Below are 24,859 nucleotides of genomic sequence, written 5' to 3' on the forward strand. Positions count from 1 at the left end.
CGACCGTGCGGCGGCAAGTGGCGCGGCTGCTCACTAAGTGCGCGTCCACTCATCCGAAAGCCGTTCCGCCTGTTCGAGCACCAGCCGGATCGCTTCTTCCTGCCTCTCCGGTGGGTACTTGTAGCGGCGCAAAGTGATACGCACCAGGTTCCGCAATCGCGCGCGCACGCTGTCGCGCTTCTGCCAGTCGACGCTGGCGCTGTTGCGCAGCTTCTCGGTCAACTCGTGGGCGATCTTCTTCAAAATTTCGTCGCCCATCTCGCGGACGGCGCTTTCGTTGTCGGCCAGCGCATCGTAGAAAGCCAGCTCGGATTGGTTGAGGCCCAGCGCGTCGCCGCGTTGGGCGGCGGCGCGAAACTCCCTGGCCATGGCGATCAGTTCCTCGATCACCTGCGCACTTTCGATGGCCCGGCCACGGTAGCGGTTGAGCGCCGCCTGCAGGCGCTCGCTGAACTTGCGTTCGAGCACTACATTGGTCCGCGAGCGCGACTTCACTTCGTCGTTGAGCAGCTTCTGCAGCAACTCCACGGCGAAGTTGCGCTGCGGCAGATTGCGTACTTCCTCCAGGAAAGCATCCGAGAGAATGCCGATGTCCGGCCGGTCCAGGCCGGCCAGCTTGAAGATATCCTCGACGCCCTTGGCGACCACGGCATTGTCGAGAATCTGCTTGAGCACCGCATTCTTCCGGTCTTCCGAGAGCTTCTTTTGAGAAGTCGTCGCTTTGGCGATCACCGCCTTGATCGCCTGGAAGAAAGCAATTTCCTCGCGCAGCACCAGGGCCTCGTCGAGAGTGCCGCACAGCGAGAAAGCCTTGCTGATCGCGAGTACAACGTCGAACCAGCGTTTCTTTCCTTCCTCCTGCCCGAGCACGAAATTGGCGGCCGGCAACAGCAGCGCCACTGCCTGGGTCGGATAGGCGGCGAAGTCGAAGCCATGCAGCAGCCCGCGCGCCACTTCCATCAACTCCTTCAGCTTGGCCAGCGCCTCGGCGGCATCGAGCGTCGGCTGGCCCTTGCCACGGCTTTCGGTATACGCCTTCAGGGCCTTGCGCAACTCGGCGGCGATGCCGATGTAATCGACGACCAGGCCGCCTTCCTTGTCGCGGAAGACACGATTCACACGGGCAATGGCCTGCATCAGGTTGTGGTCGCGCATCGGCTTGTCCACGTACATGGTGTGCAGGCAGGGCACGTCGAAGCCGGTCAGCCACATGTCGCGCACGATCACCAGCTGCAGGCCGTCGTTGGCATCCTTGAAGCGCTTTTCCAGCAACTTCCTGGTACTGCCGTTATGGATGTGCGGGCGCAGCAGCTCGCCATCCGCCGCCGAACCGGTCATCACCACCTTGATCGCCCCCTGCGCCGGGTCATCGCTGTGCCATTCGGGCCGCAGCATGACCATGGCCTGGTAAATCCGGGCGCAGATTTCGCGGCTCATGCCAACGATCATGCCCTTGCCGGCCACCGCCGAAATGCGCACTTCGAAGTGCTGCACGATATCGGCGGCCACCTGGTCGATGCGCGGCTGCGCGCCGACCAGCTTTTCCAGCGCCGCCCAGCGCGTCTTGGCCGCCTCGCGCAAAGCGACATCCTCTTCGTCCTCGAACACCTCCTCGACATCGCTGTTGAGTTGTTCCATCGCTGCCTGCTCGAGGTCCAGCCGGGCCAGCCGGCTTTCGTAGTAGATCGGCACCGTGGCGCCGTCGTCTACCGCATCCTGGATGTCATAGATACTCACGTAATCGCCGAACACCGCCCGCGTGTCCTTGTCGGTGCTTTCCACGGGCGTGCCCGTAAAGCCGACGAAAGTGGCGTTCTTCAGCGCATCGCGCAGATGCTTGGCGAAGCCGTACCTGTATTTGCCGGTCTTCCTGTCCAGCACGGCGCGAAAGCCGTACTGCGAGCGGTGCGCCTCGTCGGCGATGACCACGATGTTGGTACGCGCCGAAAGCAGCGGAAAGGCCTCCTCATCCGGCCCCGGCACGAATTTCTGCACGGTCGTGAAAATGATGCCGCCGGACGGTCGTCCGTCGAGCAAGGCGCGCAGCTCGTCGCGGTCGGCGGCCTGCTGCGGCGCTTCCTTCAACAGCGAACGCGCCCCGGCGAAGGTCTGGAAAAGCTGGCCATCCAGGTCGTTGCGGTCAGTCACCACGACCAGCGTCGGGTTCTGCATCTCCGGCTGCTGCATCAGTTTGGCGGCAAAGCAGAGCATCGAAATGCTCTTGCCCGAGCCCTGGGTGTGCCAGACGATGCCGCCCTTGCGCGCCTCGACCCGCTTGCCGTAGGTCGCCCGCGCCTCTTCCACTCGGAGGCCCTCGGGCAACAAGGGCATGGTCGCCGCCTTGATCGTCACTCGTACCGCTTCGCGCACGGCGTGAAACTGGTGGTAAGCGGCTATCTTCTTGATCAGCTTGCCGTCGAAAGTCTCGAACAGGACAAAATAGCGCAGGTAATCGAGCAGCAAGTCGGGGAAGAAAAAGCCGCGCACCACCTTTTCCAGCTCGAACTCCAGCAACGGCCGGTCGTTCTCGTTCTTCAGGGTGCGCCACGGCAGGTAACGCTCGCGGCTGGCGGTCAACGAACCGACGCGGGCATGCAGACCGTCCGAAATCACCAGCGCCTCGTTGAAGACGAAGAGATCGGCGATCTCCTCCTTGTAGGTCTGCAGTTGATTGAAGGCCGACCAGATATCCGCCTGCTCCGCAGCAGCATTTTTCAGCTCGATCACCGCGATCGGCAAACCGTTGATGAAGCACACCAGGTCCGGCCGGCGCAGATGCCTGCTACCCTGGATGGTGAATTGATTGACCACCAGAAAGCGATTGCGGCCCGGGTTCTCGAAATCGATCAGCCGCACCCGATCCCCACGCCGTCCGCCCTCGCCTTCCACCTCGACCGGCACGCCGTCGATCAGCGCCTCGTGGAAAGCGCGGTTGCTCTGGATCAGCGAAGGATGGTCGGGCTTGGCGACGTGATGCGCCACCTCGTCAAGAACGGCCGTGGGCACATCGGGATTCAGGCGGCGAAGAGCCTCGCGAAGCTGGGTCGGCAGCAAGACGTGGCGGTAGTCGGTGCGCTCGGGGGTGTCGCTATCCGGCGCAATGTCGGGGCCGTGGCGGAATTCCCAGCCGGTGTCCTGGAACCAGGTGATGGCGAGTTGTTCGAGGTGTTGTTCGGTCAGCATGCCGCCATGCCCTGAACCCCGTACGATGCCGCATAGCCACATATTTCGCCCGAAAGCAAGCGAGGTAGAAGTGCATCCCGCAAGGCGCTCAGTGTTCGTGACTGAGTTTGGTTTTCGGAAACCAAACTCAGCAAGGCTGCAATTTCCCGACCAACCTGTGCTTGAGACGCGTCGAAGCGTGGCATAAACATCGCTCGTTGATCTCGCAGAGAAACATACGGGGCCATATCTGTTTCACCCGAACGACCATGCAATTGGGTCAAGAAATCAACCGATTGCATCCAGCAGTAGAGGATGGCAGGATGCAGCCGCTGGGGGTCCAATGTCCGCCAAAAACAGACTTGCGGAGAGTAGACGAAGGACTCGGTTGCCTCACCAACACGGGCGAACCTGCCAATCGTTCCCTTCGAGGTAAAGGCCACATCACCGACCCTGGAGCACTTGGAGAGCGCACCGGCAATGCGATCAGGTTTTAGCCGGTCAGCTCCCGCCGTATCGAAATCATTCTTCAAATTCATGGCGCGGATGAATGGCAATCCCTCATCTCCCAACTCGTCATTCTTCGCCCGATAACCATCTCCAATGTCAAGTACTTTCTCGCGGATAAGCTCGCTGGCACTCACGCGAACGAACTCGAAACCGACGAACCAGGACTGGAAGATCGCGCGCGCCATAGCTTCTAGGGTTTCATTGGTGCGGCGGTTCAGTTCGATTTTGTCGTCGAGCGTGCCGAGAATGTGGGCAATATGACGTTGCGTATGCAGTGCAGGAAGCGCAAGAGGGAAGTCAGGGAAAGCCTTTAGTGGAATACGATCAACGGTACTGCCATGGATAGTCCGACTCCGCAAGTATTCCTGAAAGCCTGGACTGAGATACTGGTACAAGAAGAAACGAGAGTCGAGCGCGTGTGTTCGTGGTCGTACCAAGCCCATCCGACGGCCAAGACAACAGCGCAACCCATTGGGAATCAATGCAGCTTCGCCGAGACGAGTCTCGTAAGAAAAGACCACATCTCCAGCCGTAGGCAAAACACGACGGGTCCACTGAGCAAAATCAGTCTCTGACAAGTGTTCCGTTGCGGACAGCTTCAAACGCCCACTTTCGAGGCTACTAATTCCAAGGAATATTGGCCCAGATGCCACTTTAGTCGGTGTCGCGTGGGGGCCATCGAACACCGCCGCAACATCCCCTATTCGAACGGTCCGCCACTCACTCATCCCCGCCCCCCCAGATCCCCGCTCAACTCCGCCTCGATCTCCTCAATGCTCGGCAAACTGCCCTTGAGTTCGCTCGGCATCGCCCGGCTTGGGGTGGCTTTCTGTGGCGGTGTCATGGCGTGGAGTTTGTGCAACGGGTCGTTGCACAAGTGCGTGCGTCAGATTTCATAGCCCAGCCCGGCCAGGTTCTTGCGGATTGCAGCTTCCAGGCGGGCGCTTTCAGCGAACTGCTGGCCCAGGGTGGCGGTGAGGCGGGCCATTTTCTCTTCGAAGGGCTCGCTGTCTTCCTCCTGCGCGGCGGCGCCGACGTAGCGGCCGGGCGTGAGGACATGGTCGTGCTTGCGGATTTCTTCGCGCGTGGCGGCTTTGCAGAAGCCGGGGATGTCTGCGTAAGCCGCCGCCTCTCCCCGGCCCTCGCCCGCGAGGGGAGAGGGGGAATGGCGTTTCCAGGCGTGGAAGGTGTCGGCCACTCGGGCGATGTCTTCCGCCCTGAAGTCGCGCAGCACGCGGTCCTTCATGTAGCCGAGCTTGCGGGCATCGATGAACAGGGTTTCGCCCTGGCGCTGGCGCGTGCCCGAACCTGCGTTGCCGCGTTCACGCTTGTTGCGGGTGAGGAACCAGATGCAGGCGGGGATTTGCGTATTGGTGAACAGCTGGCCGGGCAGCGCGACCATGCATTCGATCAGATCGGCCTCGATCAATGCCTTGCGGATTTCGCCTTCGTTGTTGGTGTTGCTGCTCATCGAGCCGTTGGCGAGCAGCAGGGCCATGCTGCCGTTGGGCGCCAGGTGGTGGATCATGTGTTGCATCCACGCGAAGTTGGCATTGCCAGCCGGGGGCACGCCGTACTTCCAGCGCACGTCTTCGTCCTGCACGCCTTCGTTCCAGTCCTTCATGTTGAAGGGCGGATTGGCCATGATGAAGTCGGCGCGCAGATCCGGGTGCTGCGGGCGGGTGTAGGTGCTGGCCGGCTCCTTGCCGAAATCGAAATCCATGCCGCGGATGGCCATGTTCATCGAGGCCAGCCGCCAGGTGGTGGGGTTGGCTTCCTGCCCGTAGACCGAGAGCTGGCCGATACGCCCGCCGTGCTCCTCGACGAAGCGCTCGCTCTGCACGAAGAAGCCGCCGGAGCCGCAACAGGGGTCATACACCCGGCCCTGGAAGGGTTCGAGCATTTCGACGATGAGGCTGACGATGCTCTTCGGCGTGTAGAACTCGCCGCCGCGCTTGCCGGCAGCAATCGAGAATTCGCCGAGAAAGTATTCGTAGACGTGGCCGAGGATGTCCTTGGCCTTGAGCGATTCGTGCTGGAAAGGCACCGTGGAGAGCAGGTCGATCAGACCGGGCAACGCTTCATCGACGCGCTTGCGCGCGTAGTCCTTGTCGAGGACGTTCTTGAGGCGCGGGTTTTCCTTTTCGACGGCATCGAGGGCATCGTCGAGCAAGCGGCCGATGCCCTTGAATTCATACTCGAATGTTCTGCCGTTCCTGACCTCGAGCAGGCTCCCGGCGGCGACCTTGGCGTTGTCCTTGATGAAATCCCAACGCGCCAGCGCCGGCACCCAGAAGACGTTCTTTTCGGTGTAGTAGTCGCGCGCTTCGAGTTCCTGCTCGACCATTTCGGTATCAAGCTCGCCCGAGTCGTCACCGAGGTAGTAGTCATTTTCCGGATCGAAAAAAGCCTTTTCGAGCTCGTCACGGCGTTCCTTGAACGCGTCCGAGATGTATTTCAGGAAGACCAGGCCAAGCACCACATGCATGTAGTCGCCGGGGTTGACGTTGGCACGCAAACGGTCGGCGGCGGACCACAGGCGCTTGTCGAGATCGTTCAGATACTGTTGTCCGTCGTCGCTCATTTACGGTGTTGTCCCTTTGGCTGGCAAGCAGGTCAATGCTGATCGGCGGCATATCGACGCTCGAAAGTCGTCATTCTACGCAGGCAGCGACGGCCACGGAGCCGACGGCATCGGCAATCATGCCTGCCAAGAAAAAAAGCCCCCGCCAGCTTGCCGGCGGGGGCTTGTTCTGCTGTCGCTTACTGCGAAGCTCAGACGCTCACCGTATCCGCCACCTCACTGAACTCCTTGATCTGGTCGAAGTTCATGTAGCGATAGACATCGGCGGCCTTGGCGTTCACCACTTTCACCTGTTCCATGTACTCGGCGACGGTCGGGATGCGGCCCAGCAGGGCGCAGATCGAGGCCAGTTCGGCGGAGCCGAGGTAAACGAAGGTGTCGATGCCGAGGCGGTTGGGGAAGTTGCGGGTTGAGGTCGACATCGCCGTGCTGCCTTTCCGGATCTGCGCCTGGTTACCCATGCACAGCGAGCAGCCGGGCATTTCCATGCGTGCGCCGGACTTGCCGAGGATGGCGTAGTAGCCTTCCTCGTTGAGGATTGCGGCGTCCATCTTGGTGGGCGGCGCAACCCACAGCCGGGTCGGGATGTCGGTCTTGCCTTCGAGGACCTTGCCGGCGGCACGGAAGTGGCCGATGTTGGTCATGCACGAGCCGATGAAGACTTCGTCGATCTTGGCGCCGGCAACTTCGGACAGCAGCTTGGCGTCGTCCGGGTCGTTCGGGCAGGCGACGATCGGCTCCTTGACGTCGGCGAGGTCGATCTCGATCACCGCGGCGTACTCGGCGCCGGCATCGGCCTTGAGCAGTTCGGGCTTGGCGATCCACGCTTCCATGGCCTTGATGCGGCGGCCAAGGGTGCGCTTGTCTTCGTAGCCGGTGGCGATCATCCACTTCATCAGCGTGATGTTCGAGCGCATGTACTCGATGATCGGCGCCTTGTCGAGCTGGATGGCGCAGGCGGCAGCGGAACGCTCGGCAGCAGCGTCGGAGAGCTCGAACGCCTGTTCGATCTTCAGATCCGGCAGGCCTTCGATTTCGAGGATGCGGCCGGAGAAGATGTTCTTCTTGCCTTTCTTCTCGACGGTCAGCAGGCCGGCCTTGATGGCGTAGTAGGGAATGGCGTTGACCAGGTCACGCAGGGTGACGCCATCCTGCAGCTTGCCCTTGAAGCGCACCAGCACCGATTCCGGCATGTCCAGCGGCATCACGCCCGTGGCGGCGGCGAAGGCGACCAGGCCGGAGCCGGCCGGGAACGAAATGCCGATCGGGAAGCGGGTATGCGAGTCGCCGCCGGTGCCGACGGTATCGGGCAGCAGCAGGCGGTTCAGCCAGGAGTGGATGATGCCGTCGCCGGGACGCAGCGAGACACCGCCGCGGGTGCTGATGAAAGTCGGCAGTTCGCGGTGCGTGCGCACATCGACCAGCTTCGGATAGGCGGCGGTATGGCAGAAGGACTGCATCACCATGTCCGCCGAGAAACCGAGGCAGGCGAGATCCTTGAGTTCGTCTCGGGTCATCGGGCCGGTGGTGTCCTGCGAGCCGACGGTGGTCATGCGGGGTTCGCAATAGGTACCCGGCAGAACGCCCTTGCCTTCCGGCAGGCCGCAGGCCCGTCCGACCATTTTCTGCGCCAGCGTGTAGCCCGTGCCCGGGTCGGCAGGGTTGTGCGGCACACGGAACAGGGTCGAGACCGGCAGGCCAAGCGCTTCGCGCGCCCGGGTGGTGAGGCCGCGGCCGATGATCAGCGGGATGCGGCCGCCGGCACGTACTTCGTCGAGGATCACGGGTGTTTTCAGTTGCGATTCGGCGATCACGGTACCGTTCTTCAGTGCGGTGACTTTGGTCGTCGCGGTATCGATCTGCAATTCGATCTCGTCGCCCATTTCCATCTGCTCGACGTCGAGTTCGATCGGCAGCGCGCCGGCGTCTTCCATGGTGTTGAAGAAGATCGGAGCGATCTTCGAACCCAGGCAGAAACCGCCGAAACGCTTGTTGGGAACGAAGGGAATGTCCTCGCCGGTGAACCAGAGCACGGAATTGGTCGCCGACTTGCGCGAGGAACCGGTACCGACGACGTCGCCAACGTAGGCGATCAGATTGCCTTTCGCGGCCAGCGCTTCGAGTTGCTTGATCGGGCCGCGCTCGCCGGCGACATCGGCTTCGATGCCCGCACGCGGGTTCTTGAGCATGGCCAGCGCGTGCAGCGGGATGTCCGGACGCGACCAGGCGTCGGGTGCCGGCGACAGGTCGTCGGTGTTGGTTTCGCCGGTGACCTTGAACACGGTCAGCTTCTGTGAGGTCGGCACTTCCGGACGCGAGGTGAACCACTCGCCGTCGGCCCAGCTCTGCAGGACGGACTTGGCGTTGGCGTCACCCTTGTCGGCGAGTTCCTTGACGTCGTGGAAGAAGTCGAAGACCAGCAGTGTCTTCTTGAGTGCTGCCGCGGCGATGGCGCCGGTCGGACCAGCGAGCAGATCGATCAGCGGTTTGACGTTGTAACCGCCAAGCATGGTGCCGAGCAGTTCGGTGGCCATCTCTTTGGAAACCAGCGCGCAGCTCTCCTCTCCCTTGGCGACTTTGGCCAGGAACTCCGCCTTGACCTTGGCCGCATCATCGACACCGGCTGGCACACGATAAGTGAGCAGCTCAACCAGGTTCTCCCCTTCACCCTGCGGCGGATTCTTCAGCAGTTCGACGAGTTCCCTGGTCTGCTGAGCGGTCAGCGGCAGCGGCGGGATACCAAGCGCAGCACGCTCGGCAACATGGGCACGATAGGATTCCAGCACGGCAACGTCCTTTCTCAAAGTTTAGGCAGCAAGAGTGCAATTGTACTGCAAGGCCGCAGCGGCGGCAGCCCACGAGCTCGTGGCGGGTAGGCATTTACGCCCGACGGCAGAAACTTCAGCGGCCGACAGCCCCGCTTGATTGGTGTGTATTATATAAGACATACGACTTGCTGTGAAGCACGCGAGCCAGTGCCCCGCTCTCAAGTCAAATGGGTGACCGTACGAAACAGGCCATGGCCGGAATCCAGGTACTTGCGTTCGAAGGGCGTCATCGGCAGATCCGGGACGAAAGGCTCGCAAACTGCCGCTTGGCCAGTGAGTTGCTGCACCGCCAGACAATGCTCGGCGATGTAGATCGGCCAGTTGCTGCGGCATTCGAGCACTCCGCCGAGAGCCAGCAGGGCCGGAAAAACCGGGTGTCCATGCCAGCGTCGGCGCAGGTGGCCGATTTTTGGCCAGGGGTTGGGATAGAGCAGGTAGTGGCGATCGAGGCGCAGGCCGGCGTCGAGCAGCAGACGCCAGTAGTCGACCAGATCGGCGCGCACCAGGTCGAGGTTGGCAGGCCAGGCACCCTGTTCCTCTGGTGACTCGCGTGACTCGCGCCGCGCTTGCTGACGCTGCTGGCCGCGGCGCAAGCGCGTGGCAGACTGGTCAACGCCAATCACGTAGTGGGTCGGGAAGGCTCGGGCCAGCGCGACGCTGCTCTCCCCTACCCCGCAGCAGGCGTCGAGGATCAAGGGCACGCCCGGCGCCAGGCGCTGGTAGCGTTCGAAACTTGCCGCGAAGGCAGCGCGATTGTAGTCGGCGTAGGGCTTGCGAAAAGCGGTGCTCACGTGGCAAGCGACAACCGCGGCCAGATGCGCGTGGACGTCGCTCTGGGCGCTGCCCGGGACGCGCGAGTTGCCTTGCATCTAGGCCGGGTGCTTGTGCGCGGAGATCCCGTGCAAGGCAAGCACGCGGCTGATTTCTTCCACACCAGCAAGTGTCCTGATGGCCATGAACAAGGCTTCGGCTTCGACGAAGTTGCGCCGCAGCGATCCCAGCCACAGCTTGAGCCGCCCGGGCGCATGCCGGGCCGCGACCTTGGCGCAGACCTGCTGCCAATAGGATGCCAAGAGCGGCTGCAACTGCCGCCAGTCATCCGCGCGGTCGACGGCGACGACCTCGCCCGCCGCCTGGGCGCGAATGCGCTGGGCGAGAAAAGGATCGGCAACCGCGCCGCGCCCGATCATCACGTCGTCGCTGCCACTCACCGCACAGCAGCGCGCGTGGTCGGCAACGGTCCACACCTCGCCGTTGGCGACCACCGGCATTTCTACGACCGCGCGGATACGCGCTATCCATTCCCAGTGCGCCGGCGGTCGATAGCCGTCGGTGCGGGTGCGGGCATGTACGACCAGCGCCACGATACCGCCGGCAGCCAGGGCCCGCGCGCAATCGAGCGTTTTCGCCGTATCGCGTACACCGAGCCGCATCTTGGCGGTAAACGGAATTTCCGCTGGCACCACGCGGCGCACCGCCGCAGCGATACGCAGCAACTGCTCGGGGTCGGCGAGCAGCATCGCGCCACCTCCGTGGCGATTGACCGTCGGTGCCGGACAACCAAAGTTGAGGTCGATACCTGCCGGCGCGAGCGCAACCAGTTGAGCAGCATTTTCTGCCATGCAGGCCGGATCGCTGCCGAGAAGCTGCACCACCAGCGGCGTACCAGCGCGCGTTCGGCTACCGTTATCAAGCTCGGGGCAGAGCCGTCGGAAGGCTCGCGGCGGCAGCAAATTCCCCGACACGCGGATGAACTCGCTGACCGCCAGGTCATAAGCGCCGACACGCGTCAGCACGTCGCGCAGCACGTCGTCGACCAGACCTTCCATCGGTGCCAGCAGCAGTTTTCCCATCTTCTTCCAGAATCCTGATCGTCAGACCCGGCAATCGTCAATCGTCGCCGGGCCGGAGTAGCAACCAGCGTTGCGACCAGCGTTCCAGCGCGCGTGCCTACCGCCAAAGCAGGCGAGGCACCTGGCGCGCATTCTGGCACTTCGCGCTCATCCAAAACGGCGCCAAAAAAAAAGGCCGGGCAAGCCGGCCCTCGTCAGGAAGCGCTGTCGCTAGGGCTTCTTGCTCTTTTTCTTGGGAGCCTGTGCTCCTTCGGCACCCTGCACGCCCAGATTGCCACCAGTCCCGAGGCCGCCTTTGACCTCTTGCGCCTGGTAGTTCTTGACCGCACGCACAAGGTTATTGTACGAGTCAGTGAAAGCGGCGACGATCACCTTGCCCTGCGCGGTGTTCGCGTAACCGCCAGCGGCCCCACCCAGGCCGCGGCCAAACAGGCTACCGACCGCGCCAAAGTCGATATTGCTGGCGCTGCCTTCGGCGGCCGCCAGCTGCACGCCGGAACGGTTGTCGATCAGGGTCAGCAAGGTACTGGCCTCCTTGACGTTCATGCTGCTGGCAATGGCACCGATAACGCCCAGCGCACCGCTCACGCCGCCAAGCGCCCCCCCTCCACCTCCCGCATTGCTGTTGCTGAAGGTAATCGACGGACTCATCGAGTAATCGGCCGAGACCATCTGCCCCTTGTGGAACTTGGAGCCCTTGCGCAGTTCCCCCGAGTCTTCCAGGGCGCGCTCCTGCATCATGTTGTTCATCGCACGGCCGCGTTCGACGACCACGAAACAGTTCGATTGCTGGACCATCAGCTTGAGCACCGGCGTCGTCGATCCCAGGCCCCACTGGCCGGTCAGAATGCCATACCACGGTGCTTGCGTGTCCTCAACCACGGCAAGCGTGCCGAGCGAGCTATCGCATCTCTCGAGTTGGTTGTTTGCATTCTGGGCGTTTGCACCGCCGGCCGCCCCGGTGGCCGTGGTCTTGGCATCCTGTGACCCCATTTGCATGTTGGAGCAAGCGGCCAGCAAGGCAGTTGCAGCGGAGGCGGCAACCAGGCGTGCCGCATTACGAGAACTCAATATAGACATGTGCATCCCCCCCTCTGAATTGGCAATTGGCTGAATGAGGCGTGCCCGAATAACGCCAGCGGTGCCCTCCTCACCGGCTGCCACTATAGCAGCATGGCTACCGCCTGCGCAGCACCTTCCGACGCTTGACCTCTGCGCTTGGCTGCTTACAATCGCCACAGGCAATCACCAGGCTGCAACACCATGACCACTTTGCTGCATGCGCTGCGCGCCGATATCACCACCCTGGCGGTTGATGCGATCGTCAACGCCGCCAACGCCTCGCTGCTCGGCGGCGGCGGTGTCGACGGGGCCATCCACCGCGCCGCCGGTCGGGACTTGCTCCGCGAGTGCCAGGCGCTCGGCGGCTGCCGGACGGGTGACGCCAAACTCACCAAGGGCTACCAACTTCCGGCCAGGTACATCATTCACGCGGTGGGTCCGGTCTGGCACGGTGGCGATGGCGGCGAGCCCGCGCACCTGGCCTCCTGCTATCGTCGGGCGATCGCGATCGCTGCCGCCAATGGGCTGCGCACGCTCGCCTTTCCGAGCATCAGCACGGGCATCTATGGCTACCCGATCGAAAAAGCGGCAGCGCTTGCCGTGGCGACGGTGCAGGCATCGACAGCTGCGCCTGGCGGCCTTGAAGAGGTGACCTTCTGCTGCTTTTCGAGCGGCGATTTGCGGATCTATGAGCAATTGCTGGCAGCTTTGGACGCTGACCCGGCAGGCTGAGGCGAGCGTGCGGCGTCATCAGCCCGCGTTAATGTGAAAGTCGCGTATGCGACTCACGAACCGCCCTTCTCCCCTTGCGGGAGAAGGGGCGATGGGAAGAGAAACGGTCATGACTTTCATGATTTGGGGTGTCTCCACGTGTCATGACCGTTAATGTGAAAGTCGCGTATGCGACTCACGAACCGCCCTTCTCCCCTTGCGGGAGAAGGGCCGGGGTGAGACGGGGAATTCTGGGCGCATTGCGCCCAACCCGTCGAACGATTCCGGCGTGCAAGCCGGAATGCGCACTGCAAGTGAGGGGGAAACGGTCATGACTTTCATCATCCGGTGTATCTCGACCGTCATGACCGTTAGCCACTACCCGCAGCACGCTCAGCAGCGAGCACCGGCCGGGCACTGTGCGACGGTACTGGCCAACGGCGTCACTGGCCGCCCTTCCTGCACCCAGGCGCGCATCCCGTCCTTGACGTTGTACACCTTCGCGTAGCCTGCCTGCTGCGACAAGAGCTGGCTCGCCGCTCGCGTCCGGTTGCCGCTACGGCAAATAACGATCACCGGCTGGTCCGGTCTGGCCACGCCCTGCACCTTTGCCAGCCAGGCGGGCGCATCGACGACGCCGCGCTCGTCGACATAGGTAATCAGTTGGCTGCCCTCGACGACGCCGCTTTGCTGCCATTCGCCAAACGTACGGATGTCGATGATCGGCACCCCTGCGGCCCGCAGGCGCAGCAGTTCGGCGTTGTCGATATCGATCACTTCAGCGCGCAGCGGCAACGGTAGCGCCAGCAGCAGGAAAGACAGGGCAACAGCGAGTGTGCGAAGCATGACCAAACCTCCGAGAACTGTGATGCCTTCATCTTACAACGGGTGCCGGCGGACAGGCGTCCAGTGCGAGCTCTGCTCACGCCACTGCGCGAACTTTCGATGACATCACTCTGAAAAATAGCTCTTTTCAGGTCTGCACTGCCGCGCTAGTATAAACCCTTTGGGGCCGGTGACTGCGACCCCGGACTCGTGCCGAAGAAAGGATGCGCTCGCCTTGAAACCGACCGATATCAGCGTCCCCGACTATTTCCACAAAGTCGTTGATTGCCAGTGGGCATGCCCGGCCCATACGCCTGTTCCCGAATACATTCGCTTGATCGCGGCTGGCCACTACAGCGAGGCCTACATGGTCAACTGGGTGTCGAACGTTTTTCCCGGCATCCTCGGGCGAACTTGTGATCGCCCCTGTGAACCGGCGTGTCGACGCGGTCGCGTCGAGGACGAAACGCCGGACGGCCACGGCGAGCGCAAGGCGCCGGTCGCCATCTGCCGCCTGAAGCGCGTCGCCGCCGACTACAAGGAGGACATCCGCCACCTCCTGCCGCCGCCAGCAGCACAGAAAAATGGCCGGCGCATCGCCTGCGTCGGTGCCGGGCCGGCGTCACTGACCGTGGCGCGCGACCTGGCCCCGCTCGGCTACGAGGTGGTGATCTACGACGGCGACGCCCTCGCTGGCGGCATGATGCGCACCCAGATCCCGAAATTTCGCCTGCCTGAAGAAGTCATCGACGAGGAGACCGGTTACGTCCTCGACCTCGGCGTCGAGCTGCGCGGCGGCCAGTACGTCAGTTCGCTGAAGAATCTGATCGGCGAAGGCTACGACGCGATTTTCGTTGGTTCCGGCGCGCCGCGCGGGCACGACCTCGACATTCCCGGACGGAAAGAGGCAGCAAAGTCGATTCACCTGGGCATCGACTGGCTGGCCAGCGTCGCTTTCGGCCACACCACTTCGATCGGCAAGCGGGTGATCGTCCTCGGCGGCGGCAACACCGCCATGGACTGCTGCCGCTCGTCGCGCCGCCTTGGCGGCGAGGACGTCAAGGTCATCGTCCGCTCCGGCTTCGAGCAGATGAAGGCCAGTCCCTGGGAAAAAGAAGACGCGATGCACGAAGGCATCCCGATCCTCAACAACCTGGTGCCCAAGGCCTTCACCCACATCGGCGGACGGCTCACCGGCGCGACCTTCGAGAAAGTACGCGTGGAATTCGACGCGAACGGCCGCCGCAGCCTGGTGCCGACCGGTGAACCCGACGCGCACTTCGATTGTGACGAGGTGCTGGTCGCCGTCGGCCAGGACAATTCCTTCCCCTGGATCGAGCGCGACATCGGCATCGAGTTCGACAAGTGGGAACTGCCCAAGGTCGACGAGGCGACGATGCAATCGACCGTGCCGAACGTCTTTTTCGGCGGTGATGCGGCCTTCGGGCCGAAAAACATCATCTGGGCAGTTGCCCACGGCCACCAGGCGGCGGTCTCCATCGATCGCCTGCTCAACGGCGAGGACCTCGCCGAACGGCCCGCGCCGCAGACCTCGCTGGTCTCGCAGAAGATGGGAATCCACCAGTGGATGTACGACAACGCCATTTCCGCCGATCGGCGCCTGCGCGTGCCGCTGCGTGACTTGAAGGCCGCGTTGAAGAACATCAAGGTCGAGGTCGAACTCGGCTTCGATCCGCAACTGGCTTTCCAGGAAGCGCAACGCTGCCTGAACTGCGATGTGCAGACGGTCTTCGCGCCGAAGCTGTGCATCGAGTGCGACGCGTGCATGGACATCTGCCCGATGGACAGCATCTCCTTCACCGTCAATGGCGACGAGAAAGATCTGCGGCAGCGTCTGAGCGCGCCGGCGCTTGACAAGAGCCAGGATCTTTACGTCTCGGATTCCCTGAAGACCGGGCGGGTGATGGTCAAGGACGAGGATGTCTGTCTGCATTGCGGCCTGTGCGCCGAGCGCTGTCCGACCGGCGCCTGGGACATGCAGAAGTTCCTGTTCGCAAGTACCTACGCCGGACCCGGCTGCCGCAATGCGGGCTCTCCGCCACCTTTTCCCGAGCCCCCGAGCCCCCCGTCATCCGAGCAGAAGCCAAAAGCCAGGCACAAGCCAAAGCCCGCGCCGGCTCCAGACCAGCAAACCGCCTGAGGAAAGACCATGCAGAAGATCGAAGCGGTCAATGATTTCGTCATCAAGTTCGCCAACATCAATGGCTCGGGATCGGCCTCGGCGAACGAACTTGTCGCGCGCGCCATCCTGCGCATGGGCGTGCCGGTATCGCCGCGCAACATCTTCCCCTCGAATATCCAGGGACTGCCGACCTGGTTCGAAGTGCGCGTCACCGAACGCGGCTACCTGGGTCGGCGCGGCGGTGTCGATATGATGGTGGCCATGAACCCGCAGACCTGGGATCAGGATGTCCGGGAAGTCGAAACCGGCGGCTACCTGTTCTACGACAATTCCCGGCCGCTACCCCGCTCGCGGTCGCGTGATGACATCCACGTCATCGGCATGCCACTCACCGAGCTCTGCAACAATGCTTACAGCGACCCGCGGCAACGGCAACTGTTCAAGAACATCATCTACGTGGGCGCTCTGGCGCATTTGCTCGACATCGAAGCGAGCGAAATCGAGAAACTCTTCGCCCAGCAGTTCAAAGGCAAGGAGAAGCTGCTCGATGCCAACGTCCAGGCACTCGCGGTCGGCCGCGAATACGCGCGCGAACACCTCAAGCCGATCGGACTCAAGGTCGAGCGCCGCGACAAGGTTGGCGACCACATTTTTGTCGATGGCAACACCGCCGCGGCGCTGGGCTGTGTCTATGGCGGCGCCACGGTCTGCGCCTGGTACCCGATTACCCCGTCATCGTCAGTCGCCGAGGCCTTCATCCGCTTCACACAGAAATTGCGCGTCGACCCCGCGACCGGCCAGCAGCGCTGTGCCGTGGTGCAGGCCGAGGATGAGTTGGCGTCGATCGGCATGGTCGTCGGCGCCAGCTGGAACGGCGCACGTGCTTTTACCGCGACCTCGGGACCCGGCATCTCGCTAATGTCCGAGTTCATCGGCCTTGCCTACTTCGCGGAAATCCCGGCGGTGCTGATCAACGTCCAGCGGGGCGGCCCCTCTACCGGCATGCCGACACGCACCCAACAGTCCGACATTCTTGCCTGCGCCTACGCTTCGCACGGCGACACCCGGCACGTGCTGCTTTTCCCCGAAGATCCCTACGAGTGCTTCGAGATGTCGGCACAGGCGCTCGACCTCGCCGAGCGCCTGCAGACACCGGTTTTTGTCATGAGCGACCTCGATATCGGCATGAACCAGCGCCTCTGCCGTCCCTTCGCCTGGGACGACAGCGTCGAATACGATCGCGGCAAGGTAATGACCCGCGACGCACTCGACGCCGGCACCGACTTCGGCCGCTACCTCGACGTTGACGGGGACGGTATTCCCTACCGTACCTATCCGGGAACGCACCCCACCAGGGGTGGCTATTTCACGCGCGGCACAACCAAGAATGCTTACGCGGCCTACTCCGAAGCCGGCACGGACTACGTCGAAAACATGCAGCGATTGCTGCGCAAGTTCGAAACCGCCAAGTCGCTGGTGCCGCTGCCAGTGCTTACTGCTGCCAGGCACCCGGCGCGCTTCGCTGTCATCTTCTACGGATCGACCAGTCCGTCGATGCACGAAGCGCTCGACGCGCTTGCCGAACACGGCATCTACATCAACGCCCTGCGCATACGCGCTTTCCCTTTCCAGGACGAGATCGTCGACTTCATCGCGGCGCATAGCAAGGTCTTCGTCTTCGAGCAGAACCTGGACGGGCAGTTGACCACCCTGCTGATCAATGAGGCTGGCGTACGCCCGGCGAGTCTGGTGACGGTGGTCCACTACGACGGCACGCCAATTACCGCGCGCTTCATTACGCGGGAGATCTCCGATCGCGTCGCGCGCCTCAACGTGCATTCTCTCAAAGAAGACAGAGTGGCCTGACATGACCTACCTCGCCAAACCCAAACTTCACCATCCGACGCTCGCCAAGAACCGCGTCGGCTACACACGCCGCGACTACGAAGGCAAGATATCGACGCTTTGTGCCGGTTGCGGCCATGACTCGATCTCGGCGGCGATCATCCAGGCCTGCTGGGAACTTGACATCGAGCCGCATCGCGTCGCCAAGCTCTCGGGCATTGGTTGCTCATCGAAAACGCCGGATTACTTTCTCGGCAACTCGCATGGCTTCAACACCGTGCACGGGCGCATGCCATCGGTGCTCACCGGCGCCAACCTGGCCAACCGCGAGCTGATCTACCTCGGCGTTTCGGGCGACGGCGATTCGGCGTCGATCGGCCTCGGCCAGTTTGCGCACGTCCTGCGCCGCGGTGTCAACATGACCTACATCGTCGAAAACAACGGTGTCTATGGGCTCACCAAAGGGCAGTTCTCTGCCACCGCGGACAAAGGCTCGAAGTCGAAACGCGGACTGGCCAACAACGACACCCCGATCGACCTCGCCAGCCTGGCGCTGGTGATGGGCGCGACCTATATCGGGCGCAGCTTCTCGGGCGACAAGGCGCAGTTGGTGCCACTGATCCGCGGAGCGATGGCGCATCCCGGCGCGGCGGTCATCGATGTCGTCTCACCGTGCATCGCCTTCAATAACCATTCCGGTAGCACCAAGAGCTACGACTACGTGCGCGAGCATAATGAAGCAGTCAACCGGCTGGACTTCTTCCCACAGCGCGAGGAAATCACCACCGAGTACGGCGAAGGCGAGGTCATCGATATTCGCCAGCACGACGGCTCGATCCTCCGCCTGCGCAAGCTGCACGCCGAGTACGACCCCGGCGACCGGGTGCGCGCCATGGCCTACGTCCAGGAGCACGCCGCGCGCGGCGAAGTGGTCACCGGCCTGCTCTACGTAGACAACGATGCCTGCGACCTGCACCAGCAGATCAACACTGTGGAACAGGCCCTGAACACGCTGAGTGCCGCTGAACTCTGCCCCGGCTCAGCCGCACTCGAGAAGATCAACGCCTCGCTGCGCTGAGTGCCAGTGTCGTGTTTCATTGTTGAGGAGACCTTAGGCAAGCATCCCCCAGCCACCGTCATTGCTGCCGCCTGCGCGACCGAACAAGTGCGCACTGCTGTCACCCTGCCCAGCCGTTATAATCGCGGCTTGTCCATTTCGCTGGCGCACTCGTGTCCGATCGTCTCGCCGTATCAGCCCAGTACCTGCTGCCCAAGCAGGCCCTTACCACCATCGCCGGCAGCTTCGCCGGCGCGCAAGCGGGCGAGCTCACCACCCGGGTCATCCGCTGGTTCGTAAAGCGTTACCGAGTCGATTTGAGCGAAGCCGCCGATCCAGACCCCGCCAGCTACAAGACCTTCAACGACTTCTTTACGCGCGCGCTGCGCGCCGACGCCCGTCCGCTGGCCAATGCGGACTTCCTGTGCCCGGTCGACGGCGCGATCAGCCAGTTCGGGCGTATCGAAGGTGAGCAGATCTTTCAAGCCAAGGGCCACCAATACTCGACGACAGCGCTGGTCGGTGGCGACGCCCAACTGGCGGCCGGCTTCGCCGATGGCGCGTTCGCGACACTCTACCTCAGCCCGCGCGACTATCACCGCATTCACATGCCGGTCGACGGGCGACTGAAGCGCATGATTCACGTTCCTGGCGAGCTGTTTTCGGTCAATCCGGCGACGGCGCGCGGCGTACCCGGGCTGTTCGCGCGCAACGAACGCGTGGTCTGCGTTTTCGAAGGCGAGTTCGGCAGCTTCATTCTGGTCCTCGTCGGGGCGACCATCGTCGGCAGCATGGCCACTGTCTGGCACGGCCGAGTCAACCCGCCGCGCAGCGGAAAAATTCGCGACTGGCCTTACGATGGGCAGAAAATCCTGCTTACGAAAGGCGAGGAAATGGGGCGCTTCCTGCTCGGTTCGACGGTCGTGATGCTGTTCCCGAAAGATCTGCTGAGCTTCAATCCCGCCTGGGCACCGGGCGGCACAGTCCGCCTGGGCGAGCGCATGGCCTGCAGCGCCGTGAGCACCAGCCACTGATGAAGCGGCTCTCGGCGTTCCCGGTAGTCTCGGCATGCGCCGCTCTAGCGCTCGCGATCGTCGCTCCTGTCGGCGCAGCGGACGCCCTGCCCATCGGCGACTGCGCCGATCCGCAAGCGGCGACCGATCTCTCACAGTGCGACTTCTCGCGCCAGAAGCTGTCCGGCAAGAAGCTGCGCGGCGCGCGTCTGGCGGGCGCACGGATGGAAAGCACGGACTTTAGTCAGGCCGATCTTCGCGACGCCGACTTGCGCGGCAGCAACGCCAAGTGGGCAAATTTCACTGCCGCCAATCTGAGCGCTGCCGACCTTCGCGACGCCGACCTTTTTCATGCCATTTTTGACGACGCCAAGCTCAGCAAAAGCAAGCTGCAGCGCGCCAATTTGTTTGGCGCCAACTTCATCAACACGCAAGCGCCAGGCGCCGATTTCTCCGGTGCTTATCTGAAGGACATCCTGATGGAAGGGATTGACCTCAGCGGTGGCTCAATCCGCAACTGCAATGCCTTGCGTGGCGTTTTTTTTGGATGCACGACTGGTCGGCACGGACCTCTCCGGCGCCGACCTGACCGGCGCCGCCATGGATAGCGCCGATCTCTCGAACAGCACGCTCAAGGGCACCCGCCTCGCCGGCGCGACCTTGCGACATGCGCTGTTCAAAGGCGCCAACCTCGACTCGGCCGACTTCAGCAACGCCGATCTCTGGAATGCCAATTTTGAGCAGGCGACGAACCTTGATGATTCAGTGCGCGCAGCCTTGGCCGAGCCTTTCGTGGTCAGGGGACGCTGAGCGGCGTGGCCAGGCGCCTTTCTCGGTTACCGAGCACCCACCATCGGGAGGAGCGAAGGAAGGCTCCGTTCCTGGCCATGACTCGCGACTTTTGCGTTTTTTTCTGGTCTGCGGGCGCAAATTCGACCATCGCGCCGCTGCCCTGTGTATCCTAGACGCCGTTTGACTTGCCTGGCTTTTTTCACCACGCAACCACGACCATCAGCCACTGCATATCTGAAAGTCGCGCACGCGACTCACGAAACGCCCTTCTCCACTCGCGGGAGAAGGGCTGGGGAAGAGGGAAACGGTCATGACTTTCATAATTTTGGGTGTCTCCACGTGTCATGACCGTTAGCGGGAGAACGGAATGATTTTCGGAAGCGGGGGAAAAATCCGCAGCCTTGAGGGGCGCCTCGGCGAGCTTGAGCAGCAGAATCAGGAGCTGCGCGAGCAACTGGCGTCGGCACACGCCGCTCGCGACGACTGCCTGCAAGCCGCGGCAGCCAGCGAAATGCGCAGCCGGGAAGTGCAGCGGCTATTCCTTTCCTTCCAGTCCTATCGGCAATCGCTGGCGGAGTCGCAACAGACCCTCGCCGCATTGGCTCATCGCCTGCGCGACGAGACGAAAGACACGCTCGCTGCCGCCGGCATTGCCGCGCGCAGCCGCGAATCGGTAACCGCCATCAGCACGGAATTGAACCAGCTCGCTGGCGACTCGCGCAGCGCGCTGGAAAAAGTGCTCAGCCTGCAAGGCAGTACCGAAAAAATCGGCGGCATCGTCCAGCTGATCAAGGAGATTGCCGACCAAACCAACCTCCTGGCACTCAACGCCGCCATCGAAGCGGCGCGTGCGGGTGAAGCCGGCCGCGGTTTCGCTGTCGTCGCCGACGAAGTCCGCAAGCTCGCCGACCGGACAACACAGGCCACCAGCGACATCTCGCGCCTGGTCAGCAATATCCAGGGTGAGACCGTTTCGGCGCAGAGCAGTATCAGCCATCTCGCCGAGCAATCTGATTCCTTCAGTGAGCAGGGGCGGCAGGCATCGACCGCAATCGGTGGCATTACCGGTCTCGCCAGGCAAATGGAACGAACCATTGCCACGGCCGCCCTGCGCAGTTTTGTCGAACTCGCCAAGATCGACCATCTGCTCTTCAAGTTCGACGTCTATCAGGTGTTCATGGGTGCCACGGCCAAGAACGCCAAAGACTTCGCCTCGCATACCGACTGCCGTCTGGGCCAGTGGTACTATGCGGGCGACGGAAAGCGTTACTGCACGCAGCTCGATGCTTACCGGGCAATTGAAACGCCGCATGTCGATGTTCACCGACATGGTCGCCTAGCCGTCGAAGCGCGTTGTGCGGGCGACTTCGCTGGCGGCTTGGACGCTGTCGAGCAAATGGAAACTGCCAGCATGGCCGTGCTGCTTGGCCTCGAACGAATGGCCCAGGCTGGCGAAGCCCGACCCGATACTCTTTTCGTGGAACCCTGACCCGGCAGCAATTGCCGTCACTTCATGTCTGCACGAAATACCCTGACCGCAGCCCGCCACATCGTGGTCGAGGGCCCAATCGGCGCCGGCAAGACGAGTCTTGCGCGCCGTCTCGGTACGTATATCGACGCGCAAATGCTGCTCGAACAACCCGAGCTGAACCCCTTCCTGAGTCGCTTTTATCAGGACCAGCAGCACTTTGCCCTGCAGACGCAGTTGTTCTTTCTGTTTCAGCGCCTCGACAAGCTACGCGAGCTGTCGCAAGCCGATTTCTCCGCTCGCCCGGTGGTTGCCGACTACCTGCTCGAAAAGGATCCGCTGTTCGCGCTGCTGACGCTCAGTGAAGACGAATACGGGCTGTACCGCAGAATCTACGAACAGCTTTCACCCGCAGCGAAGCCACCGGATCTGGTGATCTATCTGCAGGCCAAGCCGGAAACGCTGATCGCCCGCGTCCGGAAACGCGGCATCGACATGGAACGGCGGATCGCTGACGCCTATCTGACGGTTCTTGCGGAAAGCTATATGCGCTTCTTCCACAACTACGACGCAGCGCCGGTCATGGTGGTGAACTCCGAAAACATCAACTTCGTCGACTCCGACGACGATTTTCAACTACTCGTCAAGCGCATCGAATCGATGCGCGGACACCGCGAGTATTTCAACCGGGGAGAGTAAACCCATGTCCACCCATGTCGCGACGCGCAGACGCACACACGTCGACCTCGCCAAAATGCGTGCCAACGGCGAAAAAAATCGCCATGCTCACGTGTTATGACGCGAGCTTTGCGCAGCTCTGCGACGCTGCCGACGTCGATGCACTACTGATCGGCGACTCGCTCGGCATGGTCCTGCAAGGGCGCGAGTCGACGCTCGCAGTAACGCTGACCGACATCGCCTACCACACCGCCAGCGTCGTCCGCGGCAGCCAGCGCGCTTTGATAATCGCCGACATGCCTTTCGGCAGCTTCCAGGAAAGCCCGCAGCAAGCGCTACGCAACGCCGTCACCCTGATGACCGCTGGCGCGCAGATGGTCAAGCTCGAAGGCGGTGCCGAGATGGCGGAAACGACGCGCTTCCTTAGCAGCCGAGGCATTCCCGTCTGCGGCCACGTCGGGCTCACCCCGCAATCGGTACACCAGATTGGTGGCTACCGCGTGCAGGGAAAAGACGATTCCGGGGCCGCCCGGCTGCAGGCCGACGCCCTCGCCCAGCAAGAGGCTGGCGCGACGCTGATCGTCCTCGAAGCCATCCCCGAGGCGCTGGCCGCCAAGCTCACTTCCAGCCTCGCCATCCCGACCATCGGCATCGGTGCCAGCCGGGAATGCTCGGGGCAGGTGCTGGTCCTGCACGACATGCTCGATATTTCGGCCGGCAGGAAGGCGCGCTTCGTGAAGAATTTCATGGCCGGTCAGACGTCCATCGCCGCCGCTGTCGCCGCCTACGTGGCTGCCGTCAAGGAGAGCAGTTTTCCGGGGCCCGAACACTGCTACTGACTGCAGTCGTGGCAGCGCAGGGGCCAACATGGGATGGCTGTACGCGGCAGCGACAGAAAAACCATCGGCAGGCGAAGCGTTTTTTCGGAGTTTCACAAGAGGTCCAGCAAGCGTATGCAGATTCACTCCGCTATCCCCGACCTGCGTCTGGCGCTGAGCAAGCGTCGGCGGGTCGTTTTTGTGCCGACCATGGGCAACCTGCACGCCGGCCACATCGCGCTGATGACCGAGGCGCGCGCGCACGGAGATACCGTCGTCGCCAGCATTTTCGTCAACCGTCTGCAGTTCGGACCCAGTGACGACTTCGACCTCTATCCGCGGACCCTGCAGGAAGACTGCAACAAGCTCGCCGCGGCCGGCGTCGACCTGCTGTTTGCACCGACCGAGAGCGACCTCTACCCGGAGCCGCAGCAATACCACGTCGAGCCGCCAGAGAGTCAAAATCAGCTCGACGGCGAGTTCCGCCCCGGCCATTTCCGTGGTGTCGCCACCGTCGTTCTCAAACTCTTCAACATCGTACAACCGCAGGCAGCACTGTTTGGCAAGAAGGACTACCAGCAATTGATGGTCTTGCGCAACATGACGCGGCAGCTGGCCTTGCCGATCGAGATCATCGGCGGCGAGACGGTTCGTGCCGAGGACGGCCTGGCTCTTTCCTCGCGCAACGGCTACCTGTCGGCCGCCGAACGCGGCGAAGCGCCGCGCCTGCAAAGCCTCCTGCAGCACATCCGAACAGCGATACATGCAGGCGAAACCGATTTCGCCCGGCTCGAACGCGAAGCCGCCGCCGAACTGGACAAGCATGGCTGGAAAACGGACTACGTCGCCGTGCGTCGGCAGGCCGACCTGCGGCTTCCCGACGCTGGCGGTAAGCAAGCGCTGGTGGTGCTCGCAGCTAGCCGGCTGGGCGCTGCGCGACTGATCGACAATCTCGAAATCGATGTCCCAGACGGCCGTTGACAGGCAGCGATTAGCCGCTACAATGCCCTTCCCCCTTTAACTCAACACCCGGTGATTCCATGCAGAGGACAATGCTGAAGTCGAAGCTGCACCGCGTCAGCACCACACACGCCGAACTCCACTATGAAGGTTCTTGCGCCATTGACGAAGACCTTCTGGATGCGGCGAACATTCGCGAGTACGAACAGATCGACATCTGGAACGTCAACAACGGCGAGCGTTTCACGACCTACTCGCTGCGCGCCGAGCGCGGATCTGGCGTCATCTCGGTAAATGGCTCGGCAGCACGCCGCGCCGCGCCGGGTGACATCCTGATCATCGCCAGCTTTGCGGTGTACAACGAAGTCGAACTCGCCAAGTACGCGCCGAAACTGATCTACGTGGACACTCAGAATCGCATCGTCCGCACCGCCGGCATGATTCCGACGCAGGCCGCTGCCTGAACCATGAACCGCGCCAGCTCTGGCGCAGTTACAAAAAAGCCGCGACCCAGTCGCGGCTTTTTTGTTTCAGGGGCGGGTCCGTCAAT

At 62.6% G+C, this 24,859-nt stretch carries 18 protein-coding genes and 3 pseudogenes; 13 read left to right on the forward strand and 8 right to left on the reverse strand.

Features of this window, described 5'->3' with window-relative positions; translation table 11 throughout:
- Window positions 1–33: 33 nt before the first annotated feature.
- The 7 genes from E4Q23_RS15695 to E4Q23_RS15725 form a co-directional block, all read right to left on the reverse strand.
- Entirely contained in the window at window positions 34–3,183 is a 3,150-nt protein-coding gene (locus E4Q23_RS15695; RefSeq protein ID WP_169067505.1) for a type I restriction endonuclease subunit R, read from the reverse strand.
- Entirely contained in the window at window positions 3,177–4,400 is a 1,224-nt protein-coding gene (locus E4Q23_RS15700; protein WP_169067506.1) for a restriction endonuclease subunit S, read from the reverse strand. The genes E4Q23_RS15695 and E4Q23_RS15700 overlap by 7 nt, the downstream gene beginning before the upstream one ends.
- 158 nt (window positions 4,401–4,558) lie before the next feature.
- Entirely contained in the window at window positions 4,559–6,256 is a 1,698-nt protein-coding gene (locus E4Q23_RS15705) for a type I restriction-modification system subunit M (protein WP_169067507.1), read from the reverse strand.
- Between the two features lie 191 nt (window positions 6,257–6,447).
- Window positions 6,448–9,042 carry a bifunctional aconitate hydratase 2/2-methylisocitrate dehydratase gene (locus E4Q23_RS15710; protein ID WP_169067508.1) on the reverse strand — a complete coding sequence of 865 codons (2,595 nt, stop codon included), beginning with the start codon at window positions 9,040–9,042 and terminating at the stop codon, window positions 6,448–6,450.
- Window positions 9,043–9,242: 200 nt separating this feature from the next.
- Window positions 9,243–9,953: a tRNA (guanine(46)-N(7))-methyltransferase TrmB gene (gene trmB / locus E4Q23_RS15715; RefSeq protein WP_169067509.1), complete on the reverse strand. Its 711-nt coding sequence runs from the start codon at window positions 9,951–9,953 to the stop codon at window positions 9,243–9,245.
- Window positions 9,954–10,937 (reverse strand): tRNA dihydrouridine synthase, encoded by a 984-nt coding sequence (locus E4Q23_RS15720; RefSeq protein ID WP_169067510.1) that lies wholly within the window; start codon window positions 10,935–10,937, stop codon window positions 9,954–9,956.
- Between the two features lie 210 nt (window positions 10,938–11,147).
- Entirely contained in the window at window positions 11,148–12,008 is an 861-nt protein-coding gene (locus E4Q23_RS15725) for a CsgG/HfaB family protein (RefSeq protein WP_423753351.1), read from the reverse strand.
- Window positions 12,009–12,200: 192 nt separating this feature from the next.
- On the opposite strand from E4Q23_RS15725, the gene E4Q23_RS15730 reads away from it, so the two are divergent.
- On the forward strand, window positions 12,201–12,731 hold the full coding sequence (locus tag E4Q23_RS15730) for an O-acetyl-ADP-ribose deacetylase (protein ID WP_169067512.1): 531 nt from the start codon (window positions 12,201–12,203) through the stop codon (window positions 12,729–12,731).
- A gap of 372 nt (window positions 12,732–13,103) precedes the next feature.
- Here the strand turns inward: E4Q23_RS15730 and E4Q23_RS15735 are convergent, their stop codons facing one another.
- Window positions 13,104–13,556 (reverse strand): rhodanese-like domain-containing protein, encoded by a 453-nt coding sequence (locus E4Q23_RS15735; RefSeq protein ID WP_169067513.1) that lies wholly within the window; start codon window positions 13,554–13,556, stop codon window positions 13,104–13,106.
- 214 nt (window positions 13,557–13,770) lie between these two features.
- On the opposite strand from E4Q23_RS15735, the pseudogene E4Q23_RS15740 reads away from it, so the two are divergent.
- The 12 genes and pseudogenes from E4Q23_RS15740 to panD form a co-directional block, all read left to right on the forward strand.
- Window positions 13,771–15,576 (forward strand): annotated as a pseudogene (locus E4Q23_RS15740) (FAD-dependent oxidoreductase); the annotation flags it as partial.
- A 129-nt stretch (window positions 15,577–15,705) separates the two neighbouring features.
- Window positions 15,706–17,544, forward strand: a complete 1,839-nt coding sequence (locus E4Q23_RS15745; protein WP_169067515.1) for a 2-oxoacid:acceptor oxidoreductase subunit alpha — start codon at window positions 15,706–15,708, stop codon at window positions 17,542–17,544.
- A gap of 1 nt (window position 17,545) precedes the next feature.
- On the forward strand, window positions 17,546–18,601 hold the full coding sequence (locus E4Q23_RS15750) for a 2-oxoacid:ferredoxin oxidoreductase subunit beta (protein WP_169067516.1): 1,056 nt from the start codon (window positions 17,546–17,548) through the stop codon (window positions 18,599–18,601).
- 152 nt (window positions 18,602–18,753) lie between these two features.
- Window positions 18,754–19,614 (forward strand): archaetidylserine decarboxylase, encoded by an 861-nt coding sequence (asd, locus tag E4Q23_RS15755; protein ID WP_169067517.1) that lies wholly within the window; start codon window positions 18,754–18,756, stop codon window positions 19,612–19,614.
- A complete protein-coding gene (locus E4Q23_RS25295; protein WP_169067518.1) occupies window positions 19,614–20,201 on the forward strand; it encodes a pentapeptide repeat-containing protein in 588 nt (195 codons plus the stop codon). Before asd ends, E4Q23_RS25295 begins: the two co-directional genes overlap by 1 nt.
- Window positions 20,137–20,403, forward strand: a complete 267-nt coding sequence (locus E4Q23_RS15765) for a pentapeptide repeat-containing protein (RefSeq protein WP_169067519.1) — start codon at window positions 20,137–20,139, stop codon at window positions 20,401–20,403. Before E4Q23_RS25295 ends, E4Q23_RS15765 begins: the two co-directional genes overlap by 65 nt.
- A 493-nt stretch (window positions 20,404–20,896) precedes the next feature.
- Window positions 20,897–21,424: pseudogene (locus tag E4Q23_RS25300) on the forward strand (methyl-accepting chemotaxis protein); the annotation flags it as partial.
- A 42-nt stretch (window positions 21,425–21,466) separates the two neighbouring features.
- Window positions 21,467–21,874 carry a CZB domain-containing protein gene (locus E4Q23_RS25305; protein WP_423753355.1) on the forward strand — a complete coding sequence of 136 codons (408 nt, stop codon included), beginning with the start codon at window positions 21,467–21,469 and terminating at the stop codon, window positions 21,872–21,874.
- Window positions 21,875–21,898: 24 nt separating this feature from the next.
- On the forward strand, window positions 21,899–22,552 hold the full coding sequence (locus E4Q23_RS15775; protein ID WP_169067521.1) for a deoxynucleoside kinase: 654 nt from the start codon (window positions 21,899–21,901) through the stop codon (window positions 22,550–22,552).
- A gap of 4 nt (window positions 22,553–22,556) precedes the next feature.
- Window positions 22,557–23,370 (forward strand): annotated as a pseudogene (gene panB / locus E4Q23_RS15780) (3-methyl-2-oxobutanoate hydroxymethyltransferase).
- 114 nt (window positions 23,371–23,484) lie between these two features.
- Entirely contained in the window at window positions 23,485–24,330 is an 846-nt protein-coding gene (gene panC / locus E4Q23_RS15785; protein ID WP_169067523.1) for a pantoate--beta-alanine ligase, read from the forward strand.
- Between the two features lie 59 nt (window positions 24,331–24,389).
- On the forward strand, window positions 24,390–24,773 hold the full coding sequence (panD, locus tag E4Q23_RS15790; protein ID WP_169067524.1) for an aspartate 1-decarboxylase: 384 nt from the start codon (window positions 24,390–24,392) through the stop codon (window positions 24,771–24,773).
- Window positions 24,774–24,859: the final 86 nt, after the last annotated feature.

The organism is Candidatus Accumulibacter phosphatis (assembly GCF_012939955.1).
GTDB classification, from domain to species: Bacteria; Pseudomonadota; Gammaproteobacteria; order Burkholderiales; family Rhodocyclaceae; genus Accumulibacter; species Accumulibacter delftensis.

What these genes read in the sequence shown, in the direction of transcription:
- E4Q23_RS15695 (WP_169067505.1), bottom strand. Translation starts at nt 3,183, where the DNA reads ATGCTGACCGAACAACACCTCGAACAACTCGCCATCACCTGGTTCCAG.
- E4Q23_RS15700 (WP_169067506.1), bottom strand. Translation starts at nt 4,400, where the DNA reads ATGAGTGAGTGGCGGACCGTTCGAATAGGGGATGTTGCGGCGGTGTTC.
- E4Q23_RS15705 (WP_169067507.1), bottom strand. Translation starts at nt 6,256, where the DNA reads ATGAGCGACGACGGACAACAGTATCTGAACGATCTCGACAAGCGCCTG.
- trmB (WP_169067509.1), bottom strand. Translation starts at nt 9,953, where the DNA reads ATGCAAGGCAACTCGCGCGTCCCGGGCAGCGCCCAGAGCGACGTCCAC.
- E4Q23_RS15720 (WP_169067510.1), bottom strand. Translation starts at nt 10,937, where the DNA reads ATGGGAAAACTGCTGCTGGCACCGATGGAAGGTCTGGTCGACGACGTG.
- E4Q23_RS15730 (WP_169067512.1), top strand. Translation starts at nt 12,201, where the DNA reads ATGACCACTTTGCTGCATGCGCTGCGCGCCGATATCACCACCCTGGCG.
- E4Q23_RS15735 (WP_169067513.1), bottom strand. Translation starts at nt 13,556, where the DNA reads ATGCTTCGCACACTCGCTGTTGCCCTGTCTTTCCTGCTGCTGGCGCTA.
- E4Q23_RS15745 (WP_169067515.1), top strand. Translation starts at nt 15,706, where the DNA reads ATGCAGAAGATCGAAGCGGTCAATGATTTCGTCATCAAGTTCGCCAAC.
- E4Q23_RS15750 (WP_169067516.1), top strand. Translation starts at nt 17,546, where the DNA reads ATGACCTACCTCGCCAAACCCAAACTTCACCATCCGACGCTCGCCAAG.
- E4Q23_RS25295 (WP_169067518.1), top strand. Translation starts at nt 19,614, where the DNA reads ATGAAGCGGCTCTCGGCGTTCCCGGTAGTCTCGGCATGCGCCGCTCTA.
- E4Q23_RS25305 (WP_423753355.1), top strand. Translation starts at nt 21,467, where the DNA reads ATGGAACGAACCATTGCCACGGCCGCCCTGCGCAGTTTTGTCGAACTC.
- E4Q23_RS15775 (WP_169067521.1), top strand. Translation starts at nt 21,899, where the DNA reads ATGTCTGCACGAAATACCCTGACCGCAGCCCGCCACATCGTGGTCGAG.
- panC (WP_169067523.1), top strand. Translation starts at nt 23,485, where the DNA reads ATGCAGATTCACTCCGCTATCCCCGACCTGCGTCTGGCGCTGAGCAAG.
- panD (WP_169067524.1), top strand. Translation starts at nt 24,390, where the DNA reads ATGCAGAGGACAATGCTGAAGTCGAAGCTGCACCGCGTCAGCACCACA.